The 25,337-nt window shown below is 64.6% G+C and carries 27 protein-coding genes and 1 tRNA gene; 14 read left to right on the top strand and 14 right to left on the bottom strand.

The window, feature by feature from the left end; genetic code table 11:
• Position 1: 1 nt before the first annotated feature.
• Positions 2-349 carry a DUF6665 family protein gene (locus ACVWZM_RS17740; RefSeq protein ID WP_057020400.1) on the top strand — a complete coding sequence of 116 codons (348 nt, stop codon included), beginning with the start codon at positions 2-4 and terminating at the stop codon, positions 347-349.
• An 80-nt stretch (positions 350-429) separates the two neighbouring features.
• On the opposite strand, the gene ACVWZM_RS17735 is transcribed toward ACVWZM_RS17740, so the two are convergent.
• The 8 genes from ACVWZM_RS17735 to ACVWZM_RS17700 all read right to left on the bottom strand — a co-directional run bounded on the left by ACVWZM_RS17735 (position 430) and on the right by ACVWZM_RS17700 (position 7,741).
• Positions 430-699 (bottom strand): BQ00720 family protein, encoded by a 270-nt coding sequence (locus ACVWZM_RS17735; RefSeq protein ID WP_016843536.1) that lies wholly within the window; start codon positions 697-699, stop codon positions 430-432.
• 50 nt (positions 700-749) lie between these two features.
• The gene (locus ACVWZM_RS17730; RefSeq protein WP_057020402.1) at positions 750-1,175 is read right to left on the bottom strand and encodes an Hsp20 family protein; all 426 of its coding nucleotides are present in this window, start codon (positions 1,173-1,175) and stop codon (positions 750-752) included.
• A gap of 170 nt (positions 1,176-1,345) precedes the next feature.
• A complete protein-coding gene (locus tag ACVWZM_RS17725; protein ID WP_456854043.1) occupies positions 1,346-2,428 on the bottom strand; it encodes a sn-glycerol-3-phosphate import ATP-binding protein UgpC in 1,083 nt (360 codons plus the stop codon).
• On the bottom strand, positions 2,428-3,276 hold the full coding sequence (gene ugpE, locus ACVWZM_RS17720; RefSeq protein WP_057020404.1) for a sn-glycerol-3-phosphate ABC transporter permease UgpE: 849 nt from the start codon (positions 3,274-3,276) through the stop codon (positions 2,428-2,430). Before ugpE ends, ACVWZM_RS17725 begins: the two co-directional genes overlap by 1 nt.
• A complete protein-coding gene (gene ugpA, locus ACVWZM_RS17715) occupies positions 3,276-4,157 on the bottom strand; it encodes a sn-glycerol-3-phosphate ABC transporter permease UgpA (RefSeq protein WP_076833788.1) in 882 nt (293 codons plus the stop codon). The genes ugpE and ugpA overlap by 1 nt, the downstream gene beginning before the upstream one ends.
• A 157-nt stretch (positions 4,158-4,314) precedes the next feature.
• Positions 4,315-5,631, bottom strand: coding sequence for a sn-glycerol-3-phosphate ABC transporter substrate-binding protein UgpB (gene ugpB / locus ACVWZM_RS17710; protein WP_253588359.1), 1,317 nt, complete (start codon positions 5,629-5,631; stop codon positions 4,315-4,317).
• 289 nt (positions 5,632-5,920) lie between these two features.
• A complete protein-coding gene (locus ACVWZM_RS17705) occupies positions 5,921-7,126 on the bottom strand; it encodes a CaiB/BaiF CoA transferase family protein (protein ID WP_076833791.1) in 1,206 nt (401 codons plus the stop codon).
• A gap of 189 nt (positions 7,127-7,315) precedes the next feature.
• Positions 7,316-7,741 carry an organic hydroperoxide resistance protein gene (locus ACVWZM_RS17700; protein WP_076833862.1) on the bottom strand — a complete coding sequence of 142 codons (426 nt, stop codon included), beginning with the start codon at positions 7,739-7,741 and terminating at the stop codon, positions 7,316-7,318.
• Between the two features lie 168 nt (positions 7,742-7,909).
• Here ACVWZM_RS17700 and ACVWZM_RS17695 point away from each other — a divergent pair, with 168 nt between their 5' ends.
• Positions 7,910-8,371 carry a MarR family winged helix-turn-helix transcriptional regulator gene (locus tag ACVWZM_RS17695; protein ID WP_057020441.1) on the top strand — a complete coding sequence of 154 codons (462 nt, stop codon included), beginning with the start codon at positions 7,910-7,912 and terminating at the stop codon, positions 8,369-8,371.
• A gap of 54 nt (positions 8,372-8,425) precedes the next feature.
• Here the strand turns inward: ACVWZM_RS17695 and ACVWZM_RS17690 are convergent, their stop codons facing one another.
• From ACVWZM_RS17690 to ACVWZM_RS17680, 3 genes are all read right to left on the bottom strand, one after another.
• Complete coding sequence (locus ACVWZM_RS17690; RefSeq protein WP_253625207.1) at positions 8,426-8,617, bottom strand: GIY-YIG nuclease family protein; 192 nt, start codon at positions 8,615-8,617, stop codon at positions 8,426-8,428.
• A gap of 154 nt (positions 8,618-8,771) precedes the next feature.
• Positions 8,772-8,847, bottom strand: a tRNA-Ala gene (locus tag ACVWZM_RS17685).
• Between the two features lie 95 nt (positions 8,848-8,942).
• A complete protein-coding gene (locus ACVWZM_RS17680) occupies positions 8,943-9,350 on the bottom strand; it encodes a TIGR02300 family protein (RefSeq protein ID WP_057020408.1) in 408 nt (135 codons plus the stop codon).
• A 145-nt stretch (positions 9,351-9,495) separates the two neighbouring features.
• Here ACVWZM_RS17680 and aroA point away from each other — a divergent pair, with 145 nt between their 5' ends.
• From aroA to rpsA, 3 genes are all read left to right on the top strand, one after another.
• Positions 9,496-10,833 (top strand): 3-phosphoshikimate 1-carboxyvinyltransferase, encoded by a 1,338-nt coding sequence (gene aroA, locus ACVWZM_RS17675; RefSeq protein WP_253588355.1) that lies wholly within the window; start codon positions 9,496-9,498, stop codon positions 10,831-10,833.
• Positions 10,830-11,459 (top strand): (d)CMP kinase, encoded by a 630-nt coding sequence (gene cmk, locus ACVWZM_RS17670; protein WP_057020410.1) that lies wholly within the window; start codon positions 10,830-10,832, stop codon positions 11,457-11,459. Before aroA ends, cmk begins: the two co-directional genes overlap by 4 nt.
• Before the next feature lie 393 nt (positions 11,460-11,852).
• Positions 11,853-13,562, top strand: a complete 1,710-nt coding sequence (gene rpsA / locus ACVWZM_RS17665) for a 30S ribosomal protein S1 (protein ID WP_028337539.1) — start codon at positions 11,853-11,855, stop codon at positions 13,560-13,562.
• 409 nt (positions 13,563-13,971) lie between these two features.
• On the opposite strand, the gene ACVWZM_RS17660 is transcribed toward rpsA, so the two are convergent.
• Positions 13,972-15,000: an IS110 family RNA-guided transposase gene (locus tag ACVWZM_RS17660; protein WP_057016162.1), complete on the bottom strand. Its 1,029-nt coding sequence runs from the start codon at positions 14,998-15,000 to the stop codon at positions 13,972-13,974.
• Positions 15,001-15,463: 463 nt separating this feature from the next.
• Between ACVWZM_RS17660 and sppA the strand changes: the two genes are divergently transcribed.
• From sppA to ACVWZM_RS17615, 9 genes are all read left to right on the top strand, one after another.
• The gene (gene sppA / locus ACVWZM_RS17655) at positions 15,464-16,441 is read left to right on the top strand and encodes a signal peptide peptidase SppA (protein ID WP_168856666.1); all 978 of its coding nucleotides are present in this window, start codon (positions 15,464-15,466) and stop codon (positions 16,439-16,441) included.
• A 174-nt stretch (positions 16,442-16,615) separates the two neighbouring features.
• On the top strand, positions 16,616-16,945 hold the full coding sequence (locus ACVWZM_RS17650; protein WP_016847379.1) for an integration host factor subunit beta: 330 nt from the start codon (positions 16,616-16,618) through the stop codon (positions 16,943-16,945).
• Between the two features lie 84 nt (positions 16,946-17,029).
• Positions 17,030-17,416 (top strand): LapA family protein, encoded by a 387-nt coding sequence (locus ACVWZM_RS17645; RefSeq protein ID WP_253588354.1) that lies wholly within the window; start codon positions 17,030-17,032, stop codon positions 17,414-17,416.
• A gap of 75 nt (positions 17,417-17,491) precedes the next feature.
• The gene (locus ACVWZM_RS17640) at positions 17,492-18,193 is read left to right on the top strand and encodes a phosphoribosylanthranilate isomerase (protein WP_456854041.1); all 702 of its coding nucleotides are present in this window, start codon (positions 17,492-17,494) and stop codon (positions 18,191-18,193) included.
• A 120-nt stretch (positions 18,194-18,313) separates the two neighbouring features.
• Positions 18,314-19,531, top strand: a complete 1,218-nt coding sequence (gene trpB / locus ACVWZM_RS17635; protein WP_057020413.1) for a tryptophan synthase subunit beta — start codon at positions 18,314-18,316, stop codon at positions 19,529-19,531.
• Positions 19,528-20,364, top strand: coding sequence for a tryptophan synthase subunit alpha (gene trpA / locus ACVWZM_RS17630; RefSeq protein WP_057020414.1), 837 nt, complete (start codon positions 19,528-19,530; stop codon positions 20,362-20,364). The genes trpB and trpA overlap by 4 nt, the downstream gene beginning before the upstream one ends.
• Positions 20,365-20,468: 104 nt before the next feature.
• On the top strand, positions 20,469-21,410 hold the full coding sequence (gene accD / locus ACVWZM_RS17625; RefSeq protein ID WP_057020415.1) for an acetyl-CoA carboxylase, carboxyltransferase subunit beta: 942 nt from the start codon (positions 20,469-20,471) through the stop codon (positions 21,408-21,410).
• A 95-nt stretch (positions 21,411-21,505) separates the two neighbouring features.
• The gene (locus tag ACVWZM_RS17620) at positions 21,506-22,750 is read left to right on the top strand and encodes a bifunctional folylpolyglutamate synthase/dihydrofolate synthase (RefSeq protein ID WP_456856706.1); all 1,245 of its coding nucleotides are present in this window, start codon (positions 21,506-21,508) and stop codon (positions 22,748-22,750) included.
• A 47-nt stretch (positions 22,751-22,797) separates the two neighbouring features.
• Entirely contained in the window at positions 22,798-23,538 is a 741-nt protein-coding gene (locus ACVWZM_RS17615) for a metallophosphoesterase family protein (RefSeq protein ID WP_456854039.1), read from the top strand.
• Between the two features lie 155 nt (positions 23,539-23,693).
• Here ACVWZM_RS17615 and ACVWZM_RS17610 read toward each other — a convergent pair whose 3' ends face one another.
• Together ACVWZM_RS17610 and ACVWZM_RS17605 are read right to left on the bottom strand one after the other, a co-directional pair.
• Entirely contained in the window at positions 23,694-24,152 is a 459-nt protein-coding gene (locus tag ACVWZM_RS17610) for a DUF2231 domain-containing protein (RefSeq protein ID WP_057020418.1), read from the bottom strand.
• An 83-nt stretch (positions 24,153-24,235) separates the two neighbouring features.
• Positions 24,236-25,249 carry an ATP-dependent DNA ligase gene (locus ACVWZM_RS17605; protein WP_456854037.1) on the bottom strand — a complete coding sequence of 338 codons (1,014 nt, stop codon included), beginning with the start codon at positions 25,247-25,249 and terminating at the stop codon, positions 24,236-24,238.
• Between the last annotated feature and the right edge of the window lie 88 nt (positions 25,250-25,337).

Here is a 25,337-nt window from a genome sequence, read left to right as displayed (position 1 = left end):
GATGTCCCGCGATTTTCGCCTTGATCGCGTTCCCGTCGACGTTCTCGCTTACGAGCTCGCCGAAGAGAGGGCGAGTGCGCTCGGCCGCATGGGCCGCGCGCTGGAACAGGCACTCGCCAGGCTGCGCGAGTTCGATGCCGCCCATCCGCGCGCTGAAACATCGACGTCAACACAACAGGCACGGCGCCTCCTGGTGCGGGAGGCCGGCCATGCGCTCTGGATGTTCGTGGTGCAGCGGGAAGCCTGCGGGCTGCGCAACAACCGCATGCTGATGCGCGACTACAACGTGCCCGGCGAGGTGCAGCTCAGCATGGGCCCGATGCTCGCCACGTCGACCTCATCGCCATAAAAAATGCGCAGGCCCCCCTCAGTGACGAAGCAGGCCCGCGCATTGAATTCGCGGATGCTGAATTCAGCCGTAGATTTGCGTCAGTGGACGCTGACAGCCTGCAGCTCGTTGCTCCACGCATTCGCGACCGCGGCTTCGCGGCTGTCGGTCAGCATGATCGGCGTGCCGTCGGCGGCGTGCAGTGCGAACAGTTTGAGGCCCGGCGCGATCTTCGGCGCCTGTGGAAAGAGATCCGGCACGTCCTCGGAGCGGACCTGCTTCACGTAGGCGATATGACCTTCGCCCAGATGGGCCAGCGCTTCCGGCGTGACGCTCTCGGATTCGATGGTGGTGGTACTCAGTTCACTCATGGTCTCGACTCCTCAGTCAGATAAGCGGTCGAGTCCGCTCGTTGTTTCTATTATTCGTGCTCATTGATAGCGATTGTCTTAATGACCCGTTCAGGTTCCGGCCTGGCCAGGTCGATCGACAACAACCCGTTCTTCAGATCCGCGCCCAGCACATGCATCCCCTCCGCCAGCACGAAGGTGCGCTGGAAGTGGCGCGCGGCGATGCCGCGATGGATGTATTGCCGGGCCTTGTCGTCCTGCTGGCGGCCGCGGATGACGAGCTGATTTTCCTCAATAGTTACATCGAGTTGGTCGCGGGTGAAGCCCGCCACCGCCAGCGTGATGCGCAGCCGCTCAGGCTGCCCGTTGGTACGGTCGCACCGCTCGATGTTGTACGGAGGATAGCCGTCGGCGCCCTTCACGACGCGGTCGAGCGCACGCTCGATCTCGTCGAATCCCAGAAGGAACGGACTGGACAACGATGGAACACGAGACATTACAAAGTCCTCTCGAAGCGACTTTGAGGGGCCCTTGCGGCGCCCCATGCAACCGGCGGGCCGTCTGGCCTCCGGTCAGTGAGGGATATGGGGGCGATCTGGATAGCGTTCAAGCAGCCCCGAAACCAGCCTAAACGCCCGCAACATGGGGGTAAATTCTTCCCGATCGGTTACTCCCCGACGCGCTTGCGGCCATCGGCGGTAAAAAGATGCAGCTTGTCGCGGGGGGCGACGGCCCGGATCCGCTCGCCGATGGCGGGACCCGAGACGCCGGGAACCCGGACGATCACCTCACCGGGCGGCAGCTCGCCCGGATTGGCGGCAACGCCCTGCTCCTCGCGCTGGCGGCTGCCGTAGACGAAGGTCTCGGCGCCGACATGCTCGATCGCCTCGACGGTGAGGCCGAGCGCGACGCCGCCGGATGCGGTCTCGCCCGAGATCACGAAATCCTCCGGCCGGATCCCGACAATGCCGGCGCCGTCGGCGCCCGTGATCTGGGGCTTCAGCTCGTCCGCGCGCAGCGGCATCAGGTTCATCGGCGGGGCGCCGATGAAGGAGGCGACGAAGGTGGTCGCCGGCTTCTGGTAGATGTCCAGCGGATTGCCGACCTGCTCGACCTGGCCGCCGTTCATGACGACGAGGATGTCGGCGAGCGTCATCGCCTCGAGCTGGTCGTGGGTGACGTAGATCGACGTGGTGTTGAGCCGGCGCTGCAGTTTGCGGATCTCGACCCGCATCGCGATGCGCAACTTGGCGTCGAGGTTCGACAGCGGCTCGTCGAACAGGAACACTTTCGGCTGGCGCACGATGGCGCGGCCCATCGCGACGCGCTGGCGCTGGCCGCCGGAAAGCTGGCGCGGCTTGCGCTCCAGCATCGGCGAGAGCTCGAGGACGCGCGCGGCTTCCTCGACGCGGGTCTTGATCTCGGCCTCGGCCATGCCGCGGTTGCGCAGGCCGTAGGCCATGTTGTTGTAGACGCTCATATGCGGATAGAGCGCGTAGTTCTGGAACACCATCGCGATGTCGCGATCAGCAGGCTCGACCTGGTTCACGACGCGGCCGCCGATGTCGATCTCGCCGCCGGTGATGGTCTCGAGCCCCGCGACCATGCGGAGCAGCGTGGACTTGCCGCAGCCGGATGGGCCGACCAGCACGCAGAACTGGCCGTCGCCGACGTCGACATCGACACCCTTGATGGCCTCGAAGCCGCCGGGATAGGTCTTGCGGACGCTGCGCAGCGTGACGTTAGCCATTACTTTTCCGTCTCCACCAATCCGCGCACGAACAGTTTCTGCATCACGACGACGACGAACACCGGCGGCAGCATCGCGAGCAACGCGGTCGCCATCACGATCGGCCATTCGGTCAGCGCGTCCGTCGTCGTGATCATCTTGCGGATGCCGACCTGGATGGTCTGCATGTCGTCGCGCGTGGTGATCAACAGCGGCCAGAGGTACTGATTCCAGCCGAGGATGAAGAGGATCACGAACAGCGCGGCCATGTTGGTGCGCGATAGCGGCAGCAGCGTATCCCAGAAGAAGCGGAACGGGCCTGCGCCGTCGATCCGCGAAGCCTCCAGCAATTCATCCGGCACGGTCATGAAGAACTGGCGGAACAGCAGCGTCGCGGTGGCCGACGCAATCAGCGGCAGCGACAGGCCGGCATAGCTGTCGAGCAGATGCAGATCGGCGACGATCTTGTAGGTCGGATAGATGCGTACCTCGACCGGCAGCATCAACGTGATGAAGATGATCCAGAAGATCGCCATCCGGAACGGAAACCGGAAATACACGATCGCGTAGGCCGAGATGATCGAGATCGCGATTTTGCCGACCGCGATCAAGAGCGCCATGACCAGCGAGTTCAGCATCATGTGGAGCACCGGCTCGCGGGTCGAGCCGCTCGTGCCGACAAACAGCGTCTGGTAGTAGGTCTGGAGGAAATGGCCGCCGGGCAGCAGCGACATCTGGCCGTTGGCGATCACGGCGTTGTCCTGGGTCGAGGCGACCAGCGCGAGATAGACCGGGAAGGCGACGATCGCGATCCCGATCCACAGGATGGCGTGAGCCAGATAGCGCTGGAAGCCTTCCTCCTCGACCATCAGTAGGTCACCTTGCGTTCGACGAAGCGGAACTGGATCGCCGTCAGCATGACGACGATGACCATCAGGATGACCGACTGCGCCGCCGACGAGCCGAGATTGCCGCCGAGCAGGCCGTCCGTATAGACCTTGTAAACCAGCGTCTCGGTCGCCTTGCCGGGACCGCCGCGGGTCATGGTGTCGATGATGCCGAAAGTGTCGAAGAAGGCGTAGACGATGTTGATGACCAAGAGGAAGAAGATGGTCGGCGACAGCAGCGGGAAGATCACGGTCCAGAACCGCCGCATCGGCCGGGCGCCGTCGATCGCGGCGGCCTCGATCACGCTTTTCGGGATGCTCTGCAGCCCGGCGAGGAAGAACAGGAAATTGTAGGAGATCTGCTTCCAGGCCGCGGCGAGGATGATCAGGGCCGCCGCCTGGTCGCCGTCGAGCAGCGGATTCCAGTCGATGCCCATGGCGCGCAGATAGCGCGACAGCACGCCGAGCGAGGGGTGCAGCATGAACACCCAGAGTACGCCAACCACCGGCGGGGCCACCGCATAGGGCCAGATCAGCAGCGTGCGATACAGCGTCGAGCCGCGCAGCGGCCTGTCAGCCATCACCGCGAGCAGCAGCGCGAAGGACAGCGATGAGACCGCGATCGCGAACGAGAACACGAAGGTTCGGACGATCGCCTCGAAATAGGCCGGCTCCTTGAACAGCTCGAGATAGTTCTCGAACCAGACGAAGCTGGTGGAGAGACCGAAGGCGTCCTGCAGCAGGAAGGACTGGATCACCGCCTGCAGGGCCGGCCAGTAGAAAAAGATCAGGACGATCGCGAGTTGCGGGGCAACCAGCGCGTAAGGCAACAGCTTTGATTGGAAAATCGCTTGCTTTTGCATGGGCTCGGAAGAAGGGCAGGCCGCGGATGCGGCCCGCCGGTTGATCGCCCTAAGGCGCGATGAGATGAGGTTGGATCGTCATCGCGCCTTAGCTTGTCGTCTGGGCATGGTGGAAAACCGCTTCGCGCTTGTCCGGTTCATGCCCGAAGGCATCATGTCAGCGGACGGCGGTCTTTTCAAACTGCCGCAGCATCTGGTTGCCGCGCTCGACGGCGGCGTCCAGCGCCTGCTTGGCGGTCTTCTTGCCGGCCAGCGCCTGCTCGATCTCCTCCGACCACATGTCGCGCAGCTGCACCATGTTGCCGAGGCGCAGACCGCGGGAATTCGCGGTCGGCTCCTTGTTGGTGAGCTCGAGCAGCGGGGTCTCGAGATAGGGCTGGTCCTTGTAGAAGCCCTCTTCCTTGGCCTTGGCATAGGCGGCCTTGGTGATCGGCAGATAGCCCGAGGCCTTGTGGATCCAGATCTGGCGGTCGGTGTCCGAGAGGAAGGTCAGGAACTTGGCCACGCCCTTGTATTCCTCGGCCGACTTGCCGCCCATCACCCAGAGCGAGGCGCCGCCGATGATCGAGTTCTGCGGCGCGCCCTTGACGTCGGGATAATACGGCATCGGGGCTGCGGTGAAGTTGAACTTGGCCTGCGCCTTGACGTTGCCGAAGAACGCCGACGAGGTCAGGTAGATCGGGCATTCGCCCGAGGTGAAGCGGCCTTCGCCGGTGTTGGTACGACCGGCATAGTCGTAGGTCTTGTCCTTCTGCAGCTCGACCAGGTTCTCGAGATGCTTGACCTGCAGCGGGCCGTTGAATTCGAGCACGGTGTCGAAGCCGTCGAGGCCGTTGGCCTTGCTGGCGAGCGGCACATTGTGCCAGGCCGAGAGCTGTTCGAGATTGACCCAGGTGACCCACGAGCCGGAGAAGCCGCAGGTGTTATAGCCGGCTGCCTTCAGCTTCTTGGCGTCGTCGAACACTTGCGGCCAGGTCTTCGGAATCTCCGCGATGTTGGCCTTCTTCAGTGCATCGAGATTGATCCACATCACCGTCGACGACGAGTTGAAGGGGAACGACAGCATCTCGCCCTTGGAGGTCGAGTAGTAGCCGGTGATCGCGGGCAGATAGACGCCCGGATCGAACTTCTCGCCGGCGTCGGCCATCAGCTTGTAGACCGGTTTGACGGCGCCGGTGGCGGCCATCATCGTCGCGGTGCCGACCTCGAACACCTGCATGATATGCGGCGCGTTGCCGGCGCGGAACGCGGCGATGCCGGCGTTCATGGTGTCGGCGTAGCCGCCCTTGTAGGTCGGGATCACCTTGTAGTCGGATTGCGAGGCGTTGAAGTCGTTGGCCAGCTTGACGATGACGTCGTTGTTGGCGCCGGTCATCGCGTGCCACCACTGGATCTCGGTCACCGCGAACGCGGGCGACGCGAATGCAAGCGCGGCAGCGGCTGCCGCGGCAGCGCTTAGTCGTCGAAAGAACATCAAAACCCCTCCCAATTGGAACATCACCTTCGTTGCGCGCGTTATCAGCGCCGGATGACGTTCAAATGACCGTATAAACGAAAGTCATGGTAGGGGGGAAGCCGAAGCGAAGGGAAGCGGTAAAAAAGGCGAAGACCGCAGCCGGCTCCGTGCGGTGCAGCGCCAAACGCGACGTTGCACCGCAGTGTTGATGCGTCGGCCGGTTCGATACGGGCCGACGCTCCAGCTTTGTCCTGACGCGAACCGGTGCGCATCCCGCATCACGTGCGGGACAGGCTCGAAAACGCCTTTAGCGCTTGCGCTGGGGACCGCAGACCACGCCCTTCTCAACTAGGCCGTTGATCTCGTCCTTCGAGTAGCCGAACTCGCCGAGCACTTCCGCGGCGTGCTGGCTGAACTTCGGCGGCGTCCGGCGCAGGTTCGGCTTGGTGCGTTCGAGGCGGATCGGCGAGGCGACGCCCTTGTACCAATCCTTCTCGATGACGTCGCCGCGATGAATGGTGTGCGGGTTGGTCAGCGCCTGGTCGATCTTCTGCACCGGGCCAGCTGGCAGGCCGGCGGCGAGCAGCCGGTTGCACAGCGGCTCGGCCTCGTGCTGGCTGAACACCGCGGCCAGCTCGACGCGGAGCGCATCGCGGTTGGCGATGCGGTCCTTGTTGCGGGCAAAGCGCGGGTCGGTGCCGAGCTCGGGCTTGCCGATCTCCTTGGCGAGCTTGCGGAAGGTTCCGTCATTGCCGACGCCGATGAAGATGTTGTCGGTCTTGGTCGGGAAGATCGCGTACGGAACGAGGTTGGGATGCTCGTTGCCGGTGAGCGACGGCGGCTTGCCGTGCATGAAGTAGTTCGCGGTGTGCGGATGCATGATCGCGAGCCCGGTCTCGTACAGCGTCGTCTCGATGAACTGGCCGAGCCCCGAGCGCTGCCGCTCCGACAGCGCCATCAGGATGCCGATCGTGGCGTAGAGCCCGGTGGTGATGTCGACCAGCGGCACGCCGATCCGCATCGGGCCGCTCTCCGGCGAGCCGGTCGCCGCGATCATGCCGGTCATCGCCTGGATGATCGCGTCATAGCCGGGATTGCCGCCGCGCGGGCCGTCGGCGCCGAAGCCGGAGATCCGGCAATGCACGAGGCGCGGAAATTTCGCGCGCAGCACGTCGTTGCCGATGCCCCATTTGTCGAGCGTGCCGGGCTTGAAATTCTCGATCAGCACGTCGGCGGTCTCGAGCATCTTCATCAGCACCGCGCGTCCGCCCTCGGAAGCGAGGTCGAGGCCGATCGAGCGCTTGTTGCGGTTGATGCCGACGAAATAGGCCGCGTCTTCTTCGTGGAAGGGAGGACCCCAGTCTCGCACCTCGTCGCCGGCGGGCGGCTCGACCTTGATCACGTCGGCGCCGTGGTCGGCGAGAATCTGGGTGCAATACGGACCGCCGAGCACGCGCGTCAGATCGATCACGCGCAGGCCGGTCATCGCGCCCGTAGCCGCTGGGGTATTCATGGAAGCAACCTTCGCTCAGTTGGGATCAGATAACGAGGGTCCCAGAGCTAACGGTCTTCAGCCGGGGCAGCAATGCTTCCGTCGGCGCAGGCCCATGCAGCAGGCGGCGCATGCGTTCGCCAAGCGAACCAGCCGCTGAAAGAGCAATGGTCCGCCACGTGTTGCGGCGGACCATTACGTGATGTGGAATTAGACGACGCTCAGCTTGACGTCGACATTGCCACGGGTCGCGTTGGAATAGGGGCACACATGGTGGGCCTTCTCGACCAGCGCTTCGGCATCGTTGCGCGCAAGGCCGGGCAGCGACACCGCGAGCTCGACGGCGAGGCCGAAGCCGCCTTCCGAGCGCGGGCCGATGCCGACCGTCGAGGTCACCGAGGCGTCGGCGGGAACCTTGGGGCCGCCCTGCGAGGCCACGAACTTCATCGCGCCGATGAAGCAGGCGGCATAGCCGGCCGCGAACAGCTGCTCCGGATTGTTGCCGGCGCCGCCGCCGCCACCGAGCTCCTTCGGGGTCGTGAGCTTGACGTCGAGTGCGCCGTCGAGCGTCGCCGCATGGCCGTCGCGGCCGCCGGTTGCCTTGGCGCTGGTCTTGTAGAGCACGTTCACAGACATCGTGGTCTCCCTTGGTGGGTTGGGCTTGAATTCGATGACGCATGTATTGCACGCAAATAGATTGCGCGCAATATAAAGTATGCGGTCTCACATTTAATTGTTCGCAATTGAATCCGCGGTCCCGTGGGCCCAGAATGACCCGGAAACGAGATGGATTCGATGGGAATCATGGCCAGGAAACCGACGGCCGCGGATCAGGCGCTGCGGCTCGACAATCAGATCTGCTTTGCGGTCTATTCGACCGCGCACGCCTTCAACCGCGTCTACAAGCCGCTGCTCGACCGGCTCGGGCTGACCTATCCGCAGTATCTCGTGATGCTAGCGCTGTGGGAGCGCGACGACGTCGCGGTGAAGGACCTCGGCGAGCGCCTGTTCCTGGATTCCGGCACGCTGACGCCGCTCTTGAAGCGGCTGGAGGCGGCGGAGTTGATCAAACGGACCCGCAGCACCGCGGACGAGCGGGTGGTGCTGATCGCGCTGACGCCGCAGGGCCACGCGCTGCGCGAAAAGGCCAAGGCCGTGCCGCAGTCGATCCTCGCGGCCTCGGACTGCACCGTCGGCGAACTGATGGCGATGAAGGACGAGATCGTCGCGCTGCGCGACCGGCTGAATGCGGTGCTGGGGGAGTAGGGGCGGTCGGGGCGGTTAGGCGCTTCTTGGCGAAGGCGCGGCCGGATGCGGACTTCAGATATTTTCAAAAGCGACGGCCTGCTTCTCGTCGCTGAAAGCGACGTAGGTCTTGAGCCGCCACGGTCCAAATTTGGATGTATGGGGCACTTCCCCGGCATTGTGCTTAGCCAGTCTAGCCCGCAGATCGGTAATCCCGACATAGAAGTGCAGGCAATCAAGGCTCTCGAGAATGTAAACGTATTTCATCTGTTCCCCCCAACACACGGCTGATGGGGTGGATGCTAACGCATTCGGATTTCGGAGAGAGCCCGGCTCCGCCCTTCGGGCTACGCCGCGGCAGCCTTCGCTCACTTCGCTACGATGGACTATCCGGGCTTGCCGAGCCGAAGCTCGCGAAGGCTGGTGGAGCCAGGCGGGATCGAACCGCCGACCTCTTGCATGCCATGCAAGCGCTCTCCCAGCTGAGCTATGGCCCCTTATCCAGTTGGGATGATCCTGGGGGATCGATCCCGGTCCGCGCGGCCTGGACGACTCGCGCGGCAGCACCGTTGATCATAGATCGGCGCCGATCTCAAGTCTCTTCGTCGCCTCCGACGTCACCAATGATGTCGGTCACGTCCTCATCGCCCTCTTCCTCGTCGGCGATGAAGGTCGAATCGTCGTCGTCATCGTCGTCGATGGTCTCATCGACCTCGATATCGTCCTCGGATTCGGGAACCTGGGCCTTGACCTTCCCGGTGTTCTCCTCGGCATCGGCCTCCTCGAGCGAGACCATCTCCTCGGCCTCGGCGGGCTCCGGCATGTCGGCTGCGGTCGCAGGCGAACTGACGGTGGCGCCACGGCCCCGCGGCGGGGCGATCGGCGCGATCGGCACGACTTCGCCGGTATAGGGCGAGATCACCGGATTCTTGTTGAGGTCGTAGAACTTCTTGCCCGTGGTCGGGCAAATGCGCTTGGTTCCGAGCTCGGACTTGGCCACGTGGTAATCCCAGAATTTTCCTGAAAAACGGAGCTTCACTTGGCTAGTTGAGGAGCCGCTGTCAATAGCGGTCTGCGCGCATTTGACGGGCGCGTGACGCGGTGTTGCCTATGTGATACCTGCCGCGACGCGAGAGGACACAATCTTGGCCCATTCTGACACCCCGACCTCGCTGGAATCGCGCGCGTGCGGCCCCCTGGCCGGCACGGTCCGCGTTCCCGGCGACAAATCGATTTCCCACCGCGCCCTGATCCTGGGGGCGCTTTCGGTCGGCGAAACCCGCATTTCCGGCCTCCTGGAGGGCGAGGACGTCCTCAATACCGCCAAATCCATGCGCGCGCTCGGCGCCAAAGTGGAGCGGACGGCGCCGTTTACCTGGTCGGTGTCCGGCGTCGGGGTCGGCGGCTTCGCCCAGCCTGCCGCGCCGCTCGATTTCGGCAACTCCGGCACCGGCTGCCGGCTGGTGATGGGCGCGGTGGCCGGTTGCCCGATCGCCGCCATTTTCGACGGCGACGCCTCGCTGCGCTCGCGGCCGATGCGCCGCATCCTCGACCCGCTGGAGCTGATGGGCGCCCGAACCAGCGACATAAGGGAGGGCGGCCGGCTGCCGCTCACCCTGCACGGCGCCCGCTATCCGGTGCCGATCGTCTACAAGACGCCGGTCGCCTCGGCCCAGATCAAGTCCGCGGTGTTGCTGGCGGGGCTCTCCGCGCCCGGCATCACGACGGTGATCGAGCAGGAGGCAAGCCGCGACCACACCGAGCTGATGCTGAAGCATTTCGGCGCCGAGATCTCCTCCGAGCAGGAAGGCAGCCACGGCAGGCGAATCTCGCTGCACGGCGAGCCCGAGCTGCACGGCGCCAACGTCGTGGTGCCCGCCGATCCGTCCTCCGCGTCATTCCCGATCGTGGCCGCACTGATCGTCGAAGGGTCCGATGTCGTGTTCTCAGACGTGATGACCAATCCGCTACGCACCGGCCTGTTCACCACGCTGCGCGAGATGGGCGCCTCGATCGAGGAGAGCGATGTGCGCGGCGATGCCGGCGAGCCGATGGCGCAGCTGCGTGTGCGCGCCTCGAAGCTGAAGGGTGTCGAAGTGCCGCCGGAGCGCGCGCCGTCGATGATCGACGAGTATCTGGTGCTGGCGGTCGCGGCCGCCTTCGCCGAGGGCACCACGATCATGCGCGGCCTGCAGGAGCTGCGCGTCAAGGAATCCGACCGCCTTGAAGCCACCGCCGACATGCTGCGGGTCAACGGCGTCAAGGTCGAGGTCTCCGGCGACGATCTGATCGTCGAGGGCCGCGGCCATGTTCCAGGCGGCGGCCTCGTTGCCACCCATATGGATCATCGCATCGCGATGTCGGCGCTGGTGATGGGCTGCGCCTCCGATCGGCCGGTGAAAATCGACGATACCGCCTTCATCGCCACCAGTTTTCCGGATTTCATCCCGATGATGCGCGCGCTCGGAGCTGATTTCGCATGATCATCGCCATCGACGGACCCGCCGCCTCGGGCAAGGGTACGCTTGGCAAGCGGCTCGCCCACCACTACGGCTATCGTCATCTCGACACCGGCGTGATCTACCGTGCGGTGGCCTATGCGATGATTCAAGCTGGTGCCGAGCTCAGCAACGAGGTGCTGGCCGTGGCCGCGGCGCTCGAGCTCGACCCCGAAAAGTTCGGCAATCCGATCCTGAAGACCCAGAAGGTCGGCGATGCCGCCTCCGTGGTGTCGGCGATTCCGCAGGTTCGTGAGGTGCTGGTGAACTTCCAGCGCCAGTTTGCCGCCGATCCGCCCGGTGCGGTGCTGGACGGACGCGATATCGGCACCGTGATCTGCCCGGATGCCGACGTGAAGATCTTCGTGGTCGCCGACCCCCGCGTGCGGGCACGGCGGCGCACGCTGGAGGCGCGCGCCCGCGGCGAGGACGCCGACGAAGAGGCGGTGCTCGCCGACATCCTCAAGCGCGACGAGCGAGACAAGAACCGGGCGATTGCACCCTTGCGGCCGGCTCCGGACGCCCACACGCTGGACAATTCAAATCTGGACATTGAGGCCGGCGTCCGCGCCGCCATCGCCATCGTCGAGGCGGCGCGCGCCAGGCGCTAGAATCGCGGGCCGCCGCGGCGCTTTCGGCGCGAAAACCCAGCAAAATTGGGCGTTTCCTGCTTGCCGAAAGTCGCATGCAGGGCTATATCAGCGCCGTTCGGAGCAGCATCGACGATGTCGAGGCCGTGTCTGAGCGGGCCGGCGATGGGTTTGAACCAATCTCAAACGAAACCAACGCCGCATCTGGAGGAACGCCCGCTCCCAGGTCTTGCAGTCGATATTTTCGTTTCAGGCTCCGGATCAATCATACGTACCGAACGTGCAGTCTTGCTGCCGGCCCGCTGTTGCACCTCCTGCAATGAGCGGTCGTCAGGGTTTGCGGAACCCCGACACTTCACGCACGGTGCGCCCATCAACCCGAACGGCCGGCGAGATCCCGCATCTGGAGAACAAATGGTTTCGAATTCTGCGTCTTCCTATACTCCCACCCGCGATGACTTCGCGGCGATGCTTGATGAGTCCTTTGCCGGCGGCAATTTGCAGGAAAGCTCGGTCATCAAGGGCAAGGTGGTTGCAATTGAGAAGGACATGGCCGTCATCGACGTCGGCCTGAAGACCGAAGGTCGCGTTGCGCTGCGCGAATTCGCCGGCCCCGGCCGTGAAAGCGATCTCAAGGTCGGTGACGAAGTCGAGGTGTTTCTCGACCGTATCGAGAATGCGCTCGGCGAAGCCGTGCTGTCGCGCGACAAGGCGCGCCGCGAGGAAAGCTGGGGCAAGCTCGAGAAGGCGTTCCAGAACAACGAAAAGGTCAACGGCGTCATCTTCAACCAGGTCAAGGGCGGCTTCACGGTCGACCTCGACGGTGCGGTGGCCTTCCTGCCGCGCTCGCAGGTCGACATTCGTCCGATCCGCGACGTTGCGCCGCTGATGAACAATTCGCAGCCATTCCAGATCCTCAAGATGGACCGCCGCCGCGGCAACATCGTGGTGTCGCGCCGCACGGTTCTCGAAGAGACCCGCGCCGAGCAGCGCCAGGAGCTGGTGCAGAACCTCGAAGAGGGTCAGGTGATCGACGGCGTGGTCAAGAACATCACCGATTACGGTGCGTTCGTTGATCTCGGCGGCATCGACGGCCTGCTGCACGTGACCGATATCGCCTGGCGCCGCGTCAACCACCCGACCGAGGTGCTGACCATCGGCCAGACCGTGAAGGTCAAGATCATCAAGATCAACCACGAGACGCACCGCATCTCGCTCGGCATGAAGCAGCTCTTGGATGATCCGTGGCAGGGCATCGAAGGCAAGTACCCGCTGGGTGCCCGCTTCACCGGCCGCGTCACCAACATCACCGACTACGGCGCGTTCGTCGAGCTCGAGCCGGGCATCGAAGGCCTGATCCACGTCTCCGAGATGTCGTGGACCAAGAAGAACATGCACCCCGGCAAGATCGTTTCGACCTCGCAGGAAGTCGAAGTGCAGGTGCTGGAAGTGGATTCGGTCAAGCGCCGCATCTCGCTCGGTCTCAAGCAGACCATGCGCAATCCCTGGGAAGTCTTCGTCGAGAAGTTTCCGGTCGGTTCGGTGGTCGAGGGCGAGGTCAAGAACAAGACCGAGTTCGGTCTGTTCCTGGGTCTCGAGGGCGATGTCGACGGCATGGTCCACCTCTCCGACCTCGACTGGAAGCTTCCGGGCGAGCAGGTCATCGACAACTTCAAGAAGGGCGACATGGTCAAGGCCGTGGTGCTCGATGTCGATGTCGAGAAGGAGCGCATCTCGCTCGGCGTCAAGCAGCTCGAAGGCGACCCCTTCGCCGAGCCGGGCGACGTCAAGAAGGGCGCGGTCGTGACCTGCGAAGTGCTCGAAGTGAAGGAGAGCGGCATCGAGGTCCGGATTTCGGGCACCGAGTTCACCACCTTCATCAAGCGGTCCGAGCTGGCCCGCGACCGCAACGACCAGCGCGCCGAGCGCTTCGCCGTCGGCGAGAAGGTCGATGCCCGCGTCATCCAGTTCGACAAGAAGGCCCGCAAGGTGCAGGTCTCGATCAAGGCGCTGGAAGTCGCCGAAGAGAAGGAAGCCATCGCGCAGTACGGCTCCTCCGATTCGGGTGCGACGCTTGGCGATATCCTCGGCACCGCGCTGAAGAACCGCGGCACCGACAAGTAAGCGTTCGCGCGATTTGAGGCGAACAATCGGGGCCCCGGTGCAAGCCGGGGCCCTTTGCTTTGGGGCATCCGTAGCCCGGATGAAGCGAAGCGAAATCCGGGACTTTCTATCCGTGCTGCTGAAGCCTCCCGGATTACGCTTCGCTTCATCCGGGCTTCTGTAACGGGCCTTGGTTAGTCAATCCCTTTTCGCGTCATCCACTCGCCGGGCACTTGCTTCTGTACGGGATCGGCGCGAAGGCCGTCGCCTGATGGGGTGCATTGAGGAGCCGGCCGGCCAATCTACGGATTGCGTGGTCGTGAGCCACTTCCCGGATGGCGGCCTGACCGGATCCATCGTCCCAGCGGAGGGACTTCGCTCGGGGAGAGCCTGGTGTCGTGGCCCGCCCGGAACCGATTGCTGCTCCTGGCTAGATGGCCTTGGTCATCGGGTTGAACGGTTTGGTGTCGGCGAGCATGCGATGCAGGATCACGGCGAGCTTGCGAGCCAGCGCTACCTTGGCCTTGCGCATGCCTGCGCGCCGGGCGATCCGCATCGCCCAGCTCTTCAATGCCGAGCAATTCTTGACCGGCTTGGTCAGCATGACGTGAGCTGCCTGGTAGAGTGCCTCGCGCACGGAGGCATCCCCGATCTTGCTGATGCGGCCGGTGTAGTCGGTCTCACCGGACTGGTACTTCTTCGGGGTGAGCCCAAAGTGGGCTCCCGTGGCCTTCGAGGAGCGGAAGCGCTTCGGGTCGTCGATCGCCGCGGCATAGGTGAGCGCCACGATCGGACCAACGGACGGCGTTGTCATCAGGAGCTTGGCGGATGGATGCGTCCTGGCGAGCTTCTGGGTGTGCTTGTCCAGGCTCTTGAACTCCCGCAGCAGCACCGCATGGGCTTGGAGCAGCGCCGCCGCGACCAACTCCAGTCCGGGATGGCCGGTCACGAGCTCGCGGATGCGTCCGGCGAACGTGCGCTCGGTGGTCGCACCGACCTTCAGGCCAAAACCGCGAAGTATGCCGCGCAGGCTGTTCTCGACATCGCGAAGCTTGGATTGCAGCAGCTTGCGCGCCGTCAGGATGGCGCGGGTCTCCTGCGCCGCGACCGACTTGCAGTGCACCGGCCGGAACCAGCCGAGCCGCATCAACTGCGCGATCCGGCGGGCATCGTTGCGGTCCGTCTTCACCGGCATCGACTTGAAGGCTTCGCGAACGTGCCGCGTTTCCAGCAGCTCGACCGCAAGCCCTGCGTCTCGCAGACCCGCATACAGCCATTGCGACAAGGGGCCTGCCTCCAGCCCGATCCGTTCCAGTACCAGACCCAGCGACCGGAACCAGGCGATCAGCGCCGCCGGCTCGCTCGCAACCTTCGTCTCGCGCAAAATCTTGCCTGTCCCATCGACAAGGCAAACGCTCGAGCATTCCAAAGACACGTCAATTCCTGCATAGTGGTACATGGTCGTCCCTTAATGATGCTTGGAGCGGGCTTGCCCGACTCCGTTGAACACCATCAGTTTGAGGGACGACCGCCTTCCAACCAACAGGCCGCTCGCGAGCGCGCTTCCAAATTGCGCCGTAGCGAGCGGGCGGCCGGCCCGTTACCCCATCTACGGATTTGTCTTCCCCTTCCCCCTGAAAGGGGGAAGGACGGGATGGGGGTCGGCCACAGGCGATGCTGCTCATGGAGAGAGCTGATCCCCACCCGCTTTGCTCTGGCGAGCAAAGCGACCTCCCCTTTTCAAGGGGAGGTTAGGGCGCGGCTGGGATGAAGCGCACGTGCACCCGGGCTACGAGTGCCTCCGAATACCGGGCCTTGTTTTCTTCATATTGCGTCGCAATTGATGTATTTGGCTAAGCTGATAGTGACGCTGCGACTGCAAAACGCGCGGATTGCGCGCTGACCATTTCTGGAGAGATCGGATGTCGCTGGATTCGGACGTGATCGTCGATCGTCGCCGCATCAGGCGCAAACTGACGTTCTGGCGCGTCGCCGCCGCGGTCATTGCGATCGCGGCCATCGTCGGTGTGGGCGTGATCGCCGCCGGCGGGCGCGGCACCTTTTCGACATCGAACACGATCGCGCGGGTCAATATCGACGGACTGATCCGCAGCGACCAGGATCGCGTCGAGGCGCTGGAGCGGCTCGGCAAGTCGAGCTATGCGGCTGTTGTCGTGCACATCAATTCGCCCGGCGGCACCACTGCGGGCTCCGAGCAGCTTTACGACTCGCTGATGCAGCTGAAGGCGAAGAAGCCGCTTGTCGTCGTGGTCGAGGGATTGGCCGCCTCGGGCGGCTACATCACGGCGATCGCCTCCGATCATATCGTCGCCCAGCAGACCTCGCTGGTCGGCTCGATCGGCGTTCTGTTCCAGTATCCGAACGTTTCGGAATTGCTCAAGACTGTCGGCGTGAAGATGGAGGAGATCAAATCTTCCCCGCTGAAGGCCGCGCCGAACGGCTTCGAGCCGACCAGCCCGGAGGCCCGTGCCGCGATCGACGGTCTCGTCAAGGACTCCTATGCATGGTTCCGTGGATTGGTGAAGCAACGGCGCGGCATGGACGATGACCTGCTGGAGAAGGTCGCGGACGGTCGCGTCTTCACCGGCCGGCAGGCGGTCGATCTCAAGCTGGTCGATCAGCTGGGGGACGAGAAGACCGCGATCGCCTGGCTGGTTGCCGAGAAGAAGGTCAAAAGCGACCTGCCGGTGCGCAATTACAAGCTTAATCCGCGGTTCGGCGATCTGACCTTCCTGCGCACGGCGGCGTCCGTGACGCTCGATGCGTTCGGTCTTGGTGCGATCGCGCGGCGGATCGAGCAGGGCGGCGTGGCCGAGGCGGTCGACCGGTTCGGGCTTGACGGCATGCTGGCGCTGTGGAGCCCGGCTGGAACCAACTGATCGGCTGCCAAAGGCGTGCTCGTCAGGCTATTCCCGCTTTGCGGGAATCGCCGCATGCCCCAATTGGGCTATTTGTCACGTGATTTCACGACGCCCTAAATCGATTTAGCGTCTTGACAGTGCACGGCATTTTCACGGAAATGGGTTTCCGCAAGAGCCCGGATCCCACTTTCGATGATCAAATCCGAACTTGTTCAGCGTATCGCCGAGCACAACCCGCACCTCTATCAGCGGGATGTCGAGAACATTGTGAATGCGATTCTCGATGAAATCGTCGCAGCGCTGGCACGTGGCGACCGTGTCGAGTTGCGCGGTTTTGGCGCATTCTCGGTGAAGCACCGCCCGGCGCGCGCCGGCCGCAATCCACGCACCGGCGAGCATGTGCCGGTCGACCAGAAGAGCGTGCCGTTCTTCAAGACCGGCAAGGAAATGCGCGAGCGCCTCAACCGCGACGTGACCGAGGCGGGCGCCGCCAAGGTCGATGCGCCCAAGGCTGATGCTTAAGGCCGACGCCTAAGGCGCGACGTCAGGCGTTGCCGTGTTGCGGGCGATATGCCCGCATTTGCTCCATCGCTGCGAGAGATGGTCATGCGAAAGTTCTTCACGGCAGTGGTCGTCGTTCCGCTCGGTCTGATCTTCATCATTTTTGCAGTCGCCAACCGTCACTGGGTGACGGTGTCGTTTGATCCCTTCAATTCGGTGACCCCGACGGTTGCGGTCACGCTGCCGTTGTTCGTCGTCATCATCGCCTCCGCGATCCTGGGCGTGATCGCGGGCGGCATCGGAACCTGGTTCAAGCAAGGGCGCTGGCGCCGCGCGGCCCGGCAGCACGAGGCTGACGCCCGCCATGTCCGCGCCGAGCTCGCCGACCTCAAGGCCGCCGCCTCCCGGGACGACGCGCAGCGCCGTCCGGCCCCGGCGCAACTCGGCTTTTACGGGGCCGCCGGGCGAGACAAGCAGGGCGCGACGTTGTAGAACCCGCCCCACCGGACCAGGGTTCACCCCGGTTCCGGTCGCCCGACAACCCGTTTTGAGACCCGTTTCGAGACCATGCCCCTGCTCGTCAAAATCTGCGGCCTGTCCACGCGCGAGACGCTCGACGTCGCGCTTGAAGGCGGTGCCGATATGGTGGGGTTCGTATTCTTTCCGCCGTCGCCGCGTCACATCAGCCTCGAGACCGCGCGCGAGCTTGGCAGCCGCGCCAAGGGCCGCGCCGTCAAGGTCGCCCTCACCGTCGATGCCGACGATGCGATCCTGGAAAACATCGTCGAGACGCTGCGGCCGGATATCCTGCAATTGCATGGCAAGGAGACCACGGCGCAGCTGCGCGACATCAAGGCGAAGTTCGGCCTGCCGCTGATGAAGGCGCTGCCGGTCGAGACGTCGGCCGACCTTGCGCCGCTGCCGGGTTATGCCGGTGTCGCCGATCGCATCCTGTTCGATGCCCGCGCGCCGAAGGATGCCACGCGGCCGGGTGGCCTCGGCGCGCCCTTCGATTGGCACGTGCTGGAAAATCTCGATCTTGCGCTGCCCTACATGGTCTCCGGCGGGCTCAACGCCGACAACGTCACTGAAGCCGTCCGCGTCACGCGCGCCGGCGGCGTCGATGTCTCGTCGGGCGTCGAGCGCACGCCCGGTGTCAAGGATCCCGAATTGATCCGCGCCTTCATCCGCGCCGCGCGCGCAATCCAGCATTCTTCACCTCTCCCCGTTCACGGGGAGAGGTCGACCGCGCAACGCGCGGGCGGGTGAGGGGCGCTGCAACGATGATCGAGCAATTGGAGAAACCCCTCACCCCAGCCCTCTCCCCGCAAGAGCGGGGCGAGGGAGCGGAAACAGCGCCGCAAGCCGGCAAGAAGAACTGATGGTTCGATGAATCCAAATCTGCCCAATTCCTTCCGCAGCGGTCCCGACGAGCGCGGGCATTTCGGCATTTTCGGCGGACGCTTCGTTGCGGAAACGCTGATGCCGCTGATCCTCGATCTCGAAAAAGCCTATGCCGACGCCAAGGCCGATCCGGCGTTCCAGGCCGAGATGAATGTCTATCTGAAGGATTATGTCGGCCGGCCCTCGCCGCTCTATTTCGCCGAGCGGCTCACCGAGCATCTCGGCGGCGCCAAGATCTATCTGAAGCGCGAGGAGCTCAACCACACCGGTTCGCACAAGGTCAACAATGTGCTCGGCCAGATCATGGTCGCGCGCCGCATGGGCAAGAAGCGCATCATCGCCGAGACCGGCGCCGGCCAGCATGGCGTGGCGACGGCGACGCTGTGCGCGCGGTTCGGGCTCGAATGCGTGGTCTATATGGGCGCGGTCGACGTTGAGCGGCAGCAGCCGAACGTGATCCGCATGGAGATGCTGGGCGCCAAGGTCGTCCCGGTGCAGTCGGGCGCGCGCACGCTGAAGGACGCGATGAACGACGCGCTGCGCGATTGGGTCACCAACGTGCACAACACCTTCTATTGCATCGGCACGGTGGCGGGTCCGCACCCCTATCCGATGATGGTGCGCGACTTCCAGTCGATCATCGGCCACGAGACACGCAAGCAGATGCAGGAGGCCGAGGGCCGCCTGCCGGATTCGCTGATCGCCTGCATCGGCGGCGGCTCCAATGCGATGGGCCTGTTCCATCCGTTCCTCGACGATCCCTTGATCGAGATTTTCGGCGTCGAGGCTGCCGGTCACGGACTGACGCAGCTGCATGCCGCTTCGCTGGCCGGCGGCCGTCCCGGCGTGCTGCATGGCAACCGCACCTATCTCTTGATGGACGCCGACGGCCAGATCGAGGAAGCGCATTCGATCTCGGCCGGCCTCGATTATCCCGGCATCGGCCCGGAGCACGCCTGGCTGCACGAGACCGGCCGCGTGAAATATCTCTCGGCGACCGACGAGGAGGCGCTGGCCGCATTCCAGCTGCTGTCGCGGCTCGAGGGCATCATCCCCGCGCTGGAATCGGCGCACGCCATCGCGAAACTGTCCGAGCTCGCACCGCAGCGGCCGAAGGATCACCTGATGGTGGTCAACCTCTCGGGTCGCGGCGACAAGGACGTGCCGCAGGTCGGCGACATCTTGAAGGCGAGGAAGAAGTGACCACCCGTATCGACGCACGTTTCGCCGAGCTGAAGCAGCAGGGCCGCTCCGCTTTCGTCACCTTCGTGATGGCCGGCGATCCCGACGCCAAGACCTCGCTCGATATCCTCAAGGCGCTGCCGAAGGCCGGCGCCGATGTCATCGAGATCGGCATGCCCTTCACCGACCCGATGGCGGATGGCCCGTCGATCCAGGCCGCCGGTCTGCGCGCGCTCAAGGGCGGCATGACGCTGCGCAAGACGCTGGCGATGGTCCGCGACTTCCGCAAGGAGGACAACGCCACGCCGATCGTGCTGATGGGCTACTATAATCCGATCTACATCTACGGCGTCGACCGCTTCCTGGCCGACGCCAAGACCGCCGGCGTCGACGGCCTGATCATCGTCGACCTGCCGCCGGAGGAAGATACCGAGCTCTGCATCCCCGCGATGAAGGCCGGGCTGAACTTCATCCGGCTGGCGACGCCGACCACCGACGACAAGCGGCTGCCGGCGGTGCTCGCCAACACCTCGGGCTTTGTCTATTACGTCTCGATCACCGGCATCACCGGCGCCGCGACGGCCGATTCGAAGGTGGTCGCGGAGGCCGTGGCCCGCATCAAGCGGCACACCAAGCTGCCGGTCTGCGTCGGCTTCGGCATCCGCACCCCGGAGACGGCGCGCGCGATCGCCGAGAACGCCAACGGCGCGGTGGTCGGCACCGCGATCGTCGATGTGGTGCGTGCCAATCTCGATGCCGAGGGCCGTGCGACGCCGAAGACGGTGAGCGCGGTGGCGGACCTGGTGTCGGCGCTGGCGCAGGGGGTCCGGGGCGCCAAGCAGGCCGCTGAATAAGCCACATTTTGCGGCAACAAGGCCGCCGATGGCGGCTTGCCGGGCTCGCCCGGCCCGCCATATATCCAGCTGGTGCGGAACCGATCCGCATTTCGGAGCGAACCATGAATTGGCTCACCAACGTCGTCCGGCCGAAGATCCGCAACATCCTGCGGCGCGAGACGCCGGAAAACCTCTGGATCAAGTGCCCGGATTCCGGGCAGCTCGTGTTCTACAAGGACGTCGAGGCCAACCAGTTCGTGATCCCCGGCTCGAACTACCACATGCGCATGGGCGCGGTGGCGCGCCTGAAGTCGATCTTCGACAACGAGACCTGGTTCGACGTCGCGCTGCCCGAGGTGACGGCGGATCCGCTGAAATTCCGCGACGAGCGCAAATATGTCGACCGCATCAAGGACGCCCGCACCAAGACCGGGCTGAACGACGCGATCAAGGTCGGCTACGGCAAGTTAGAAGGTGCCGGCGTCGTGGTCGCCGTGCAGGATTTCGATTTCATGGGCGGCTCGCTCGGCATGGCCGCCGGTGAAGCCATGGTGCGCGGGCTCGAACTCGCGGTCGAGAAGAAGTCGCCCTTCATCGTGTTCGCCGCATCCGGCGGCGCGCGGATGCAGGAAGGCATCTTGTCGCTGATGCAGATGCCGCGCACCACCGTCGGCGTGCAGATGCTGCGCGAAGCGCGCCAGCCCTACATCGTGGTGCTGACCAATCCGACCACCGGCGGTGTCACCGCGTCCTATGCGATGCTCGGCGACATCCAGATCGCCGAGCCCGGTGCGCTGATCGGCTTTGCCGGCGCGCGCGTGATCGAGCAGACCATCCGCGAAAAGCTGCCGGACGGCTTTCAGCGCGCCGAATATCTGCGCGAGCATGGCATGGTCGACATGGTGGTGCACCGCCACGAGATGAAGGCCACGCTGGCGCGGCTGTGCCGCCTGCTGACCAAGGCGCCGGCGCTTGAATCCGCATCGAAGCCCAAGGCCGCGGTCACCGAGCCGGCCCAGATCGTCACGGCGCCTGAGACGGTGCCGGCCGCGCCGCACGCGTGACCGCAAGCGCCACCTCACCGCAAGCCTCGTTCGAGGCGTTGATCGCGCGGATATCGGCGCTGCATCCCAAGCGCATCGATCTCAGCCTCGATCGCATGCGCGGCCTGATGGAGCGGCTCGATCATCCCGAGCGCAAGCTGCCGCCGGTGATCCATGTCGCCGGCACCAACGGCAAGGGCTCGACCATCGCCTATCTGCGCGCGATTCTCGAAGCCGCCGGCCTGCGCGTGCACGTCTTCACCTCGCCCTATCTGGTGCGGATCAACGAATGCTACCGGCTGGGCGCCGTCGGCGGCGGCAAGCTGGTCGGCGACGAAGAGCTGCGCGAGACGTTCGAGCACTGCGAGCGCATCAACGCCGATAGTCCCATCACCATCTTCGAGATGGAAACGGCGGTGGCGTTCTGCCTGTTCGCCAAGCATCCGGCCGACGTCGCATTGCTCGAGGTCGGGCTCGGCGGCCGGCTCGATTCGACCAATGTGGTCGAGGCGCCGCTCGCCTCGGTGATCGCACCAGTGAGCATGGACCACATGGAATTCCTCGGCGACAATCTGATGGCGATCGCCGGCGAGAAGGCCGCGATCATCAAGCGCAAGGTGCCGGTGGTGTGTGCCGAGCAGGCGCCGGATGCGATGGCCGTGATCGAGGCGCAGGCGAACCGCATGCGCGCGCCGCTGCATGCGGCCGGCCAGCAATGGCATGTCGGCGTCGAGCGCGGCCGGCTGGTCTATCAGGACGAGCGCGGCCTGCTGGATCTCGCCGCGCCGAAACTGTTCGGCCGGCACCAGTTCGACAATGCGGGCCTTGCGATCGCGACCCTGCGCGCGATCGACGCATTCAAGCTCAACATCGCGGCCTTTGAAGCCGGCATCGTCAATGCGGAATGGCCGGCGCGAATGCAGCGGCTGGTTTCCGGCACTCTCGTCGGACAGGGGCCGCAGGGCTCCGAGGTCTGGCTCGACGGCGGACACAATGCCGAGGGCGGCCGCGTCGCGGCGGCTGCGCTCGGCGATCTGGAGGAGCGCGTGTCGCGGCCGCTGGTGGTGATCGTCGGGATGATGGCCAACAAGGATGCCGACGCATTCCTCGCCAATTTCGCCGGACTGACCCGCCACATCATCGCGGTCCCGGTGCCCGGCCGCGACAACGGCATGGCGCCGGACAGGCTGGCGGACGCCGCGCGCGCGCTCGGCATGCGGGTCGAGATCGCTGATGGCGTCGACGCCGCCTTGCGGCGGCTTGCTGCGCTGGCCTACGAGGTGCCGCCGCGCATCCTGATCACGGGCTCGCTGTATCTGGCCGGTCCCGTGCTTGCGGCCAACGGCACGCCTCCTGCATAACAGGTGACGCGTCCCGGATGCGGTGCGCATGAGGGAGGACGAGCATCATGCGTTTTGCTGCGATCGCCGACATCCACGGCAACCATCTCGCGCTCGAAGCCGTACTGTCGGACATCCGCGCGCAGGGCATTTCCGACATCGTCGACCTCGGCGACATGGTGAGCGGGCCGCTCGACGCCCGGCCCACCATCGATACGCTGATGGCGCTCGATGCGGTCCATCTGCTCGGCAATCACGACCGCTACCTGATCGACCGCCCGCATGAGAAAATGGGCTCCTGGGAGCGGCTGACCTATACCCAGCTCGAGCCGCGGCATCTCGACTGGCTGCGCACGCTGCCGGCGAATTCGATCTATCGCGACGAAGTTTTCCTCTGTCATGCAACGCCCCAGAATGACGAGACCTATTGGCTCGAGACGGTGCTGCCGGGCGGCGAAGTCTGCATGTCCTCGCTGGAAGCGATCGAGGCGAGAGCGGCGGGCGTGCCGCAATCGCTGATCCTCTGCGCACACACGCATACTGCGCGCGCCGTGCGGCTTCGCGACGGCCGGCTGATCGTCAATCCCGGCAGCGTCGGCTCGCCCGGCTATCGCGTCGGCAAGCCGCATCCGCATGTCGTCGAGGCCGGTTCGCCCGATGCGCGCTATGCGATCTTCGAACAGGTCGATGGTGGCTGGGATGTCACCTTCCGCCACATCCCCTACGACCACGCAGCAATGGCGGCGCTGGCGCGGCAGCACGGCCAGGCCGAACTCGCCTCGGCGCTGGCGACGGGGTGGATTCGGTAACCGCGCCCCAAGGTCGATTCGTCATACGCGGGCTTGACCCGCGTATCCATCAATCTTCGCAAGGGCATTTTTCGAATGCAGATGGATGGCCGGGTCAAGCCCGGCCATGACGACCGGGATTCAGGTTTCCTCAGCCTGATCGAGACGACGCTCCGCTAATGGATATGCGCCTCATCCGAGACGCCGACATGCTCGCGATAGACCATCTCCCAGCCCTTCCAGCCGGTGAACAGCAGGATCAGGACCACGATGAGCGATAGCGCGAGACCGGTCGGCACGATGGCGGATGCGCCGTGCTCGAAGCGCGAATACCAGTTGTAGAGCGCGATCAGCACCGCGATGACATTGCCGCCGGCGTGCTGCCATGCATCGGAAAGATTGCGGACCTGATCGTCTCCGAGGAGATCGATCACGCCGGCGATGGCGGCGAGCGCGGCCATGATCAAGCCGATGCCAAGCAGCCAGAGCGAGGCGCTGGCCCAGAAGTCAGTGCCCGTCTTCCAGAAAGCGAGATCGGCAACGAAGGTCAAAACAAAGCATACGACTGGAAATGGAATAAGCATCGGATGGATAGGATGTCCCGCGACCTGCGCGGTTGATCTGGGGTTCGACATGGGTCCCTCCTGAGGGCCATTTGATCCCTCAACATCGACTGCCTGTCCGGGTTCCTATTCGCTGCACCGCAACGGCAGTGCCGTTATCCCCTCAACAGCTTCATCGGGTCGGCCGCCTTCTGCTTCAGTTGCTCGAACGAGCATTGCTTCGGCGCCTTGTCCGGACGCCAGCGCAGGATCGAGGTGCCGTGGCGGAAACGATCGCCACTGAAATGGTCGTAGCAGACCTCGATCACGAGCTTCGGCTTCAGCGGACACCATTGCGCCGAGCGCTCGGTCGACCACCGGCTCGGGCCGCCCGGCGCATTCCCGGTAAAGCCGGGCTTGGCAATCAACGGCTCGAGACGGTCGGTGAGCGCCGCCTTGTCCTGTTGCCTGATTGCGGAGGTGAAGCCGACATGATGCAACAAGCCGTCGTCGTCATAGAGGCCGAGCAGCAGCGAGCCGACCACTTGGCGGTCGCCGGTCCTGTTGGTGGCGTAGCGAAAGCCGCCGACCACACAGTCGGCGCTCCTGAACCTTTTGATCTTCTGCATGCCGTCGCGATTGCCGGCCTGATAGGGCAGGTCCAGGCGCTTGGCGATCACGCCGTCGAAGCCGCCGCCGGATCGCGCCAGCCATTTCCCGGCAAGCGCGTAGCTCGTCGTCGCGGGAGACAGCCGAAAGCTGGAATTGGATTTCAATTGCGACCTGGCGAACGCCTCGAGCTGCGGTCGTCGTTCGCTCAAGGGCTGGCCGGAAAGCTTCTTCCTGGTTGGCGAGGCCAAGAGATCGAACGCCAGAAACAAGGCGGGCGTTTCCTGTGCGAGCCGCGTCACCCGGCTGGCGGCAGGATGGATGCGCTGCAGGAGATCGTCAAAGGAGAACGTTCGGCCGTGCGGCACCACGATCTCGCCGTCGAGCACGAATGACGTTGCCTTCACGCTCAGCGCCGCGGCGACCAGCTCCGGGAAGTAGCGGCCGAGATCTTCGCCGGATTTCGAGCGCAGGTCGACTTTGCGGCCTTCGCGTTTCAGCAGGCAGCGGAAGCCGTCCCACTTGGGTTCGTACTGCCACTCCTTCCCGCGCGGGATGGCATCGACCGAGCGCGCCTCCATCGCAACGCGCGGCGTGGACCTGGAAGCGGGCTTTTGACGCGGGGAGGGCAAGTGCCGGGACCTTCAAACGCAACACACGCGGTCCCAA

The sequence above is a fragment of the Bradyrhizobium sp. USDA 4501 genome, assembly GCF_054062115.1.
This window is presented reverse-complemented; position numbering and strand designations above follow the sequence as displayed.